This is a genomic window from Mesorhizobium sp. M7A.F.Ca.US.005.03.2.1 (assembly GCF_003997795.1).
Classification (GTDB): Bacteria; Pseudomonadota; Alphaproteobacteria; order Rhizobiales; family Rhizobiaceae; genus Mesorhizobium; species Mesorhizobium ciceri.
Window position 1 is genome coordinate 1 of the sequence record NZ_RZRP01000198.1, and the last position, 8,564, is coordinate 8,564.

The window sequence follows — 8,564 nt, forward strand, 5'->3', positions numbered from 1 at the left end:
GCCAAGATGCTGGCCGACGGCAAGCTGGACGAAAGCTCGAAAGCCTGGCTGAAGACGCCGCTCAATCCCGACAATCTCAAGGATTGAGTTTCCGTGGCCTTTGCCTGGCTCCCGGGTGCCCTGGGCGACATCGCGCATGGCGCGGCCACGACGATCCTGCTGATCGCCGTGACCACGCTGGCCGGAACGCTGCTCAGCATCCTGGGTGCCGCGGGGCGGCGAAACGGCCCGGTGCTGCTCAAGCGGGCAATCGCCTGCTATGTCGAGGTGATGCGCAACACGCCGTTCCTGGTGCAGTTGTTCTTCATCTTCTTCGGGCTGCCCAGCCTGGGCGTCCGGCTCGACCCGCTCCTGGCCGCGATGCTGGCGATGACGCTCAACATGGCGGCCTACACCATCGAGATCGTCGGCGCCGGGCTTGACGCCGTGCCCGGCGGGCAGACGGAAGCAGCGCTGGCCCTTGGGCTGCGGCCACGCCAGGTGTTCGTCAAGATCGTGCTGCCGCAGGCGCTCAAGATCATCTACCCCGCGCTCACCAGCCAGATCGTCATCATGATGCTGGAGTCCGCCGTCGTGTCGCAGATCGCCGTGCGTGAGCTGACCTACGAGGCCGACATGCTGCAGGCACGCACCTTCCGCTCCTTCGAGACCTATTTCGTCGTGACGCTGGTCTATCTCGCTCTGTCGATGGCCTTGCGCCGGCTGCTGGTGTCAGGCGGGCGCCGCGCGCTCGGAGCCGGTGTGTCATGATCGAGTTCACCTTCTGGGACATCGTGCGCAACCTACTGCTCGCCGCCCGCTGGACGGTGCTGCTATCGCTGGCCGCCTTTATCGGCGGCGGCATCGTCGGCATGATCGTGCTGTTCTTCAGGATCGCTGAGAACAAATGGAGCCGGCGTGTCGCCTCCGGCTACATCGCCCTGTTCCAGGGGACGCCGCTCTTGATGCAGCTGTTCCTGATGTTCTTCGGCCTGCCGATGCTTGGTCTGCGCATCGAGCCGTGGACCGCGGCGGCGCTCGGCCTCACCTTCTTCGCCAGCGCCTATCTCGCCGAGATCTGGCGCTCCGGCGTCGCGGCGCTACCCCTCGGTCAATGGGACGCCGGTGCCAGCCTCGGCCTGCACTATCTGCAGGAACTCAGGCTGATCATCCTGCCGCAGGCGTTTTCGATCACCCGCGCACCCACGGTCGGCTTCCTGGTGCAGCTGATCAAATCGACGGCGCTCACCTCGATCATCGGCTTCGAGGAGCTGGTGCGGACCTCCAACGCCATCAACAATGCGACCTTCGAACCGTTCAAGGTATACGGGCTGGTGGCGCTGATCTTCTTCGTCATGTGCTTTCCGCTGACGCAATACGCCCGCAGGCTCGAGAAACAGGCGGCTGCTCGCTGACGCGCCAAGGCAGCGCCCGATTTCAGACCGGCAACCCAAGCTGCTTGCGCAGGCTCTTGTCGAATGCGGATGCGGGGACGAAACGGCGCAGGAAACGGACCTGGCGCGCCATTTTCCCCGCCGCATAGCGTTTCTTCGGCGCGGGATCGGTCGCTGCTGCCAGAATGGTCTTGGCGACCACTTCGGGCGCATCGCCTTTTTCCATTGATTTCCGCACTGACATAGTCATCCCCGCGCGCGCGGAGTCGTAGATTTCGAGCGACCGGTCGGGGGCGGCAAGATTGTCCTCGAATGATGTGCGGGTATAGGCGGGCTCCACCAGCGAAACGCGAATGCCGAAGGGGCGCAATTCGTGATCGAGCGACTCGGAATACCCTTCGATGGCGTGTTTGGTCGACGAGTAAAGCGCGAAATAGGGAGCGGGGATGAACCCCTGTACCGAGCTCAAATTTACGATTCTGCCCTTCCCTTGGCGCCGCATTGCCGGCAGCACCGCGTTGGTCACGCGCAAGACGCCGAAGACGTTCACGTCGAACAGCGCCTTGGCCTGGGCGGTCGAGGACTCCTCCGCGCCGCCAAACAGGCCCATGCCGGCATTGTTGACAAGCACGTCGATGCGTCCGGCCGCGGCCAGAACGTCATCGACCATTGTCGCGACGGACGCGTCGTCGGTCACGTCGCAGGTCAGCATGGTCACGCCGGCGGATTGCTGTGAGGCCGTGCGACGGCTGGTTCCGAAGACGCGAAAGCCAGCGCCGAGCAACGCGTCGGCGGTAGCGCGCCCGATGCCGGAAGATGCCCCTGTGACAAGGGCGACGCCGGGATTGGTCTTGTTCATGGATTCATATCCTTCTTTGCGTTGGATCGGATTGGGAAAAGCATTGAGATAGGCCGGGGCAAAGGGCGTCGGTCATGACTGCGTCTGGCCACCGCTAGTTCCAGCGTCTGAACAGGGCGCTGGCATTCACGCCGCCAAAGCCGAAGCCATTGGAGATCGCGTACTCCATCTCCATGGGCCGGGGTGCGTTGGCGACGAAGTCGATTCCGTCGCCGGCCGGATCGGCCTCGCCAAGGTTGAGGGTTGGCGGGGCGACCTGATCCCTGAGCGCCAGGATTGCGAAGATCGCACCAAGCCCGCCGGCCGCTCCGAGCAGGTGTCCGGTCGCCGATTTCGTGGCACTGACAGCTATCGCGAAATCGCGCCCGAACACGCTCTTGATCGCTTCGATCTCACCCAGGTCGCCGACTGACGTGGAGGTCGCATGCGCATTGAGATGACGAACGTCGCGTGGCGAAATCCCTGCCTGGGCAATCGCGATCTGCATGGCCCGGCGCGCGCCGTCGCCGTCCTCTGGCCCGGAGGTGACGTGATGGGCATCCGCCGTCGTGCCGTAGCCGACGAGCTCAGCAATCGGTTTTGCGCCGCGCGCCAACGCGTGGCTCAACGCCTCGATGACCAGCACGCCGGCCCCTTCGCCCATGACGAAGCCGTCCCGCGATGTGTCGAAAGGGCGCGAGGCTTGGGCCGGCGCCCAATTGAAGCCGGTTGAAAGAGAACGAGCCGCGGCGAAACCGCCGAGACTGACGGTGTTGATGCACGCTTCCGTTCCGCCGCACACGGCGATGTCGGCTTCGTTGGCGCGGATCAGGCGGGCGGCGTCGCCGATCGCCTGGATGCCCGCCGCGCACGCCGTCACCGGTGCGCCGAGTGGACCTTTGAAGCCATGACGGATCGAGATGTGGCCCGCCGCGAGGTTCACCAGGAAGGACGGCACCGTAAAGGGAGACAGGCGGCGGGCGCCACGCAGGTCCACCGTGCGCACCGCCTCGGTGATGGCCGGGAACCCGCCGACACCTGAAGCGATGATCGTGGCCGTGCGCAGGCGATCCGCCTCCAAGGCAGGCTTCCATTGCGCCTGCGCAAGCGCCTCTTCCGCCGCCGCCAGCGCGAAGAGAATGAACCGGTCTACCTTGCGCTGATCCTTCGCGGACAGGACGGCATCGGCATCGAAACCAGCCTCGGGGTCTTCGCCCAGGGAGGGAACCACGCCGCCAATCTTAGCCGGCAGCTCTCCCACCACATCGTCAGGAAGCCTGCGAACGCCAGACCGGCCAGCAAGCAGGCGTGACCAGGACGCTTCGACATTGGCGGCAAGGGGCGTGACCGCACCCATGCCCGTGACGACAATCCGTTCCATCTGCTCTCCTATCCTTGCTGTGCTGGCGGCGCTGCTCGCGCCGTTCAAGTAGCGACTGCTTCGCGAACCTGATCGGCCGCCGCATCCAGAAAAGCCTGCGCAAGGTCGGGGTCGTTGACGACCCGCGACAGCACGACCGCGCCGACCATCGTCGAGAGAACGGCCATTGCCTTGTTGCCGGTCTTTTCGCTGTCGCCCTCGCCAACCCAACCGCCGAGCATCTCAAGGTACGCTTTGATGCCCGTCTCGAATGATGCCTTCACCTCGGCACCTTGCCTGGCCGCATCCGAGCCGAGCGCAACGACCGGGCAGCCGTCCATCCTTTCTCCGCGATGATCCATGCTGAGGTAGAATGAGATCACCCCGTCGAGCGGGTTCCCGGGATTTGCCGCGGTCGCGGCCGACCATTTGTGGGTGGCGCTTTCCATCGCCCGCCTGGACGCCAGCGCCGCCAGATCGTCCTTCGACTCGAATTGCTTGTAAAAGGCACCCTGGGTCAGCCCGGCCCCTTTCATCAGATCCTTGAGGCCGATGCCGTCAAACCCGCGCTCCCGAAAAAGCCGGCTTGCCACATTGATCACGGTCTCACGGTTTTCCGCGGCCTGAGTGCGACTTACACGCATCGTCATCTCCTTTTTAGATTGCATTCGTAATCTATACCCTATATAGAGGGTGAACGCAATCTAAAAAAGGACAAATGAGATGATCCGCAAAACCTTGGGCGCCTCGCTGCTGGCGGCGCTGTTTCTTGCAACCCCGGCTCTTGCCGAGGAAGCCACCATCGGACGCCCGATCGAAGGCGGTAGCCTGCACCAGGGACACCTGGACATGGTGGCCTACTACGTTCCGCGCGGCGACCTGCTTGAGGTCACCGCCACTTTCGCACCGAAGGCCGGGGGTGATCCGCTGCGGGTTGTCATGGGCCTCGCCAACAGTGACGCCGTGGCGTTTTCCATACCGGGCCACCCGGGCCCGCTCTACGCGTTCTCAAGGTCCGGTGAGGAAGTGACGGTCTCGACCGAGACGGACACATCCCTGCGAGCCGACGCGACAATGCCCTGACCTGACGCGCAGGCCACGGCCGAGCGATGCTGGCCGGGGTCTCGCGTCGGAACGGCGCGCCACCGATAAGTTTGGAGAGAGGTCACATGCTTTACAGCTATTTTGTCGAGAAATCGATCCGGCAGAGCTTCGACGACGTCAACAACCATCGCTGGGATGCGGCGGTGAAGGCCATCGCGCCGCATGTCCATCACCGGGTTGGTGGCGCACACGCGCTTGGTGGCGAGCGTCACGACAAGCAAGCCCTGCGCCGGTGGTTCGAGCGCCTCGGCCGTGTCCTGCCCACTCTCCATCTCACGGTCAACCACGTGTGGGTGAAGGGCTGGCCGTGGCATACCACCGTGTTTGCTCAGTGGGATGGCACCGCTACCCTGCTCAACGGCGATACGTCCTACGTCAACCGTGGTCTCCACGTGTTCACGCTGCGGTGGGGCAGGGTTCATGCGCTCGAGGAGTTCTACGATTCACAGGCGGCGGCGCGCGCTCTCGCCGCCCAGGCCGCAGCCGGCCTCGAAGAAGCTGTCGCCGAACAGATAACAAGCTAGCACAAGCGCGGTCCGAGGACGCCCAAGGTCTACGGGCCGGTGGCGCCGATCGTCTTCGTCTCGTGCCTTGCGCCCACGCACTATGCGCGCAGGCTCGAGAAGCGAGCGCTGGCGCGCTGGACTGCAGGCCCTGCATCGATGCCGGTGCTGTCGCGGCAACGGTCGAGCCGAGGCAGGCATATAGCTTTCCCCTTGGGAATAGGACTTGACATCTTGCCGTTCGAATTGTCCATTTGAAGCTTGACCGGGCCGAACGGGGCGGCGAGGGACAGGGGCAAACCGGCGGGTGGATAGACAGTCGAGTCGAGTGCTGTTGAGGACGGTCGGGCTGACAAAAGCCTTTCGAGGGCTAGTTGCCCTGCGTGATCATTCCATCGAGCTCCACGAACGTGAAATCATTGGGGTAATCGGGCCGAATGGCTCGGGCAAGAGCACGCTTTTCAACCTGATCACCGGCTTCTCCCAGCCGAATTCCGGTAGCATCGAGATGGAGGGCCGGTCGATCGTCGGCCTGCGCACATCGCAGATCGTCGCGATGGGCATCGCCCGCACCTTCCAGGGCTCTCGCCTGTTCGGCAGCCTCAGCGTCGCGCAGAACGTGCTGACGGCGGCGCAGTTGCGCCATCCTGTCGGCGCCGCCGATACCGTGCTGCGCGGTCGGCGTTATCGCGAGCGGGTGGCCGCGACCCGGCAGAAGGCCGACGAACTCCTCGACCTCATGGGCCTGACAGATCAGGCCGGCAGGGTCGCCGCGGATCTTCCCTACGGCGATCAGCGGCGGCTGGAGATTGCGCGTGCGTTGGCGACCGGCCCGCAACTGCTGTTGCTCGATGAGCCCGCTGCCGGTCTTGATTCCAACGAGACCAAGGTGTTGGCAGCGCTGATCCGGACGATCCGTGACCGCTATGGCGTAACGGTGGTCGTTGTCGAGCACGACATGGACCTGATCATGGCGCTGTGCGAACGCATCCAGGTGCTGGCGACTGGCGAGGTGATCTGCGTCGGAACACCGGAGCAGGTACGCGAACACCCGAAAGTGCGGGAGGCGTATCTTGGCCACGCCTAGCCCCGTTCTGCTCAGCGTCGAGAACCTCGAGGTCAATTTCGGCGCGGTGCGTGCGCTGAAGGGCATTTCGCTCGACGTCCATGCCGGCGAGGTGGTGGCGTTGGTGGGCGCCAACGGCGCCGGCAAGAGCACGACCTTGCGCACCATTTCCGGCCTGTCGCGGCCGCGCGGCGGCAGGATCATCTTCGATGGCAAGCCGATTGGAGGTGTCGCTCCGTCGCGCATCGTAAGTCTGGGCATCGCGCAGAGCCCGGAGGGCAGGCGCCTGTTCGGCGGCCTGACGGTGGCTGACAATCTGCGGCTCGGCGCCTGCACCCGCACCGACAAGGATGCCATCCTCAGAGACAGCGAGCGCATGTTCATGCTGTTCCCGATTCTCAAGCAGCGGCTGAAGCAGCTGGCCGGGACGCTGTCGGGCGGCGAACAGCAGCAGCTTGCTTTGGCGCGCGCGCTGATGGCGGCGCCGCGCCTGCTGCTGCTCGACGAGCCTTCGCTCGGCGTTGCGCCGCTGCTGGTGCGCCACATCTTCAGCGCGCTTGCCGAACTGAAGCGCCAGGGCATGACGATGCTTCTGGTGGAACAGAACATCACGCTCGCGCTGGACCTCGCCGACCGCGCCTATGTGCTGCGCACGGGCCAGGTGGCGCTGTCTGGCCGGTCCGCGGAACTGCGCGACAGCGAACGCGTGGCGCAGGCATATCTCGGGGCGGCAACATGACCCAGCTGGACTATATCCTGCAGCAGATCGTCAATGCGGTGAGCCTCGGCAGCCTCTACGCACTGGTGGCGGTCGGCCTGTCGATCGTCTTCGGCGTCCTCAAGCTGACCAATTTCGCGCATGGCGACGTCATGATGGTAGGTGCCTTCGGGGTTGCCTTGCTGGTCGGCATCGGCGTTCCGTTCCCGGTCGCCGTGATCTGCGGCATCGCCGCGGCCGCCGCCGCCGGCTTCCTCATCGAACGCATCGCCTACCGCCCGATCCGCGACGCGCCCGACGTTGCGCGACTGCTGACCAGCCTCGCCGTCACCTACATCATCGAGAATGTCGGCATCCTGGTGTTCACCTCCTCGCCGCGCAATTTTCCACTCCCCGATATTCTCAACACCTCCTGGGAAATGTCGAACGGCGCCATCACCTTCACCAGCATCAATCTCCTGACCATCGCGCTGACCTTCGTGTCGCTGCTGCTCCTCGGCTGGTTTATCACGCGCACCACGACTGGGCTCGGCATGCGCGCCGCAGCCGAGGACATGTCGGCGGCACACCTTGTCGGTCTGAACGTCAACCGGCTGATCATCGTCGCCTTCATCGTCGCATCCGCCTATGCCGGCCTCGCCGGCATTTTGTGGGCGGCGCAGGCCGGCGTGGTGCAGCCGCAGATGGGCTTCACGCCGCTCCTGAAGGCTTTCGTGGCGGCAATCATCGGCGGCTTCGGGTCGATCGCGGGCGCCCTGGTCGGCGGCTACATATTGGGCGCGCTGGAGATATTCATCGTCGCATTCCTGCCGAGCAGCGTCTCGTCCTATCGCGACGCAATCGTCTTCGCCGTGCTGATCGCCTTTCTCCTGGTGCGCCCGGGTGGGCTGCTCCAGCCAAACCGGGAGATAAAGCTGTGAGCCGGGAAGCGCGGATCACACTCCTCGTCCTCGTCGCCGTGGTGGCGGGAGCAGCTGTCGCTTTCGGTGCGCCGCACGTGCTGAGCGACTATTTCGTCCGGATTATCCTGCTGATCGCGCTGAATGCAATCCTGGTGCTGGCGCTGTCGCTGAGCAACGGTTTTACCGGCGTGTTTTCGCTCGGTCATGTCGGCTTCATCGGCGCCGGCGCGTATATTTCGGGGATCCTGTCGATCCCGGTGCAGCAGAAGATGGCATTGCTGCCGCATCTGCCGGGGTTTCTGCATGCTTTCAGCCTCCCCTTCCTGCCGGCGACGCTGGTGGCAGGCGTTCTGACGGCACTGCTTGCGGTGGTCGTCGGTTATCCCTTGATGCGCCTGTCGGGCTATTTCGTTTCGGTGGCGACGATGGGATTCTTGATTATCGTCAACGTGGTGCTGATCAATGCGTCGGATTTCACCCGAGGCGCCCGCACGTTTACCGGCGTGCCGCTGGAGACGACGTTGCCCTGGGTGATGGGTTGGCTCGCCATCACGGTGTTCGTTCTGGCGCGCCTGGTTTATTCGCCTTTCGGGCGCGCCATGAAGGCGGTGCGCGACGACACAATCGCGGCCAGCGCTGTCGGAATCGGCGTGCTGCGGACCAGACTGATCGCCTTCGTCATCGGCGCGTTCTTCTCGGG

General features: G+C 64.4%; 11 protein-coding genes and 1 pseudogene. 9 read left to right on the forward strand and 3 right to left on the reverse strand.

Annotation, left to right across the window (positions count from 1 at the left end; genetic code table 11):
* The 3 genes and pseudogenes from EN991_RS40860 to EN991_RS13490 all read left to right on the forward strand — a co-directional run.
* Nucleotides 1–87 (forward strand): annotated as a pseudogene (locus EN991_RS40860) (amino acid ABC transporter substrate-binding protein); the annotation flags it as partial.
* 6 nt (nucleotides 88–93) lie between these two features.
* Complete coding sequence (locus tag EN991_RS13485; RefSeq protein WP_027161086.1) at nucleotides 94–750, forward strand: amino acid ABC transporter permease; 657 nt, start codon at nucleotides 94–96, stop codon at nucleotides 748–750.
* On the forward strand, nucleotides 747–1,394 hold the full coding sequence (locus EN991_RS13490; protein ID WP_024502056.1) for an amino acid ABC transporter permease: 648 nt from the start codon (nucleotides 747–749) through the stop codon (nucleotides 1,392–1,394). Before EN991_RS13485 ends, EN991_RS13490 begins: the two co-directional genes overlap by 4 nt.
* A 22-nt stretch (nucleotides 1,395–1,416) precedes the next feature.
* Here EN991_RS13490 and EN991_RS13495 read toward each other — a convergent pair whose 3' ends face one another.
* The 3 genes from EN991_RS13495 to EN991_RS13505 all read right to left on the reverse strand — a co-directional run bounded on the left by EN991_RS13495 (nucleotide 1,417) and on the right by EN991_RS13505 (nucleotide 4,215).
* The gene (locus EN991_RS13495) at nucleotides 1,417–2,232 is read right to left on the reverse strand and encodes an oxidoreductase (RefSeq protein ID WP_127365447.1); all 816 of its coding nucleotides are present in this window, start codon (nucleotides 2,230–2,232) and stop codon (nucleotides 1,417–1,419) included.
* A gap of 94 nt (nucleotides 2,233–2,326) precedes the next feature.
* Nucleotides 2,327–3,592, reverse strand: coding sequence for a beta-ketoacyl-ACP synthase II (gene fabF / locus EN991_RS13500; RefSeq protein ID WP_084015525.1), 1,266 nt, complete (start codon nucleotides 3,590–3,592; stop codon nucleotides 2,327–2,329).
* 44 nt (nucleotides 3,593–3,636) lie between these two features.
* Entirely contained in the window at nucleotides 3,637–4,215 is a 579-nt protein-coding gene (locus EN991_RS13505; RefSeq protein WP_127368936.1) for a TetR/AcrR family transcriptional regulator, read from the reverse strand.
* 79 nt (nucleotides 4,216–4,294) lie between these two features.
* Here EN991_RS13505 and EN991_RS13510 point away from each other — a divergent pair, with 79 nt between their 5' ends.
* From EN991_RS13510 to EN991_RS13535, 6 genes are all read left to right on the forward strand, one after another.
* Entirely contained in the window at nucleotides 4,295–4,654 is a 360-nt protein-coding gene (locus EN991_RS13510; protein ID WP_127368937.1) for a hypothetical protein, read from the forward strand.
* Between the two features lie 86 nt (nucleotides 4,655–4,740).
* Nucleotides 4,741–5,199: a nuclear transport factor 2 family protein gene (locus EN991_RS13515; RefSeq protein WP_013528430.1), complete on the forward strand. Its 459-nt coding sequence runs from the start codon at nucleotides 4,741–4,743 to the stop codon at nucleotides 5,197–5,199.
* Between the two features lie 307 nt (nucleotides 5,200–5,506).
* Nucleotides 5,507–6,265, forward strand: a complete 759-nt coding sequence (locus tag EN991_RS13520) for an ABC transporter ATP-binding protein (protein WP_224620866.1) — start codon at nucleotides 5,507–5,509, stop codon at nucleotides 6,263–6,265.
* A complete protein-coding gene (locus tag EN991_RS13525) occupies nucleotides 6,252–6,983 on the forward strand; it encodes an ABC transporter ATP-binding protein (protein WP_013528428.1) in 732 nt (243 codons plus the stop codon). The genes EN991_RS13520 and EN991_RS13525 overlap by 14 nt, the downstream gene beginning before the upstream one ends.
* Entirely contained in the window at nucleotides 6,980–7,882 is a 903-nt protein-coding gene (locus EN991_RS13530) for a branched-chain amino acid ABC transporter permease (RefSeq protein WP_024502052.1), read from the forward strand. Before EN991_RS13525 ends, EN991_RS13530 begins: the two co-directional genes overlap by 4 nt.
* The coding region (locus EN991_RS13535; protein ID WP_164769035.1) for a branched-chain amino acid ABC transporter permease at nucleotides 7,879–8,564 on the forward strand (686 nt) is incomplete at its 3' end. The genes EN991_RS13530 and EN991_RS13535, both read left to right, overlap by 4 nt.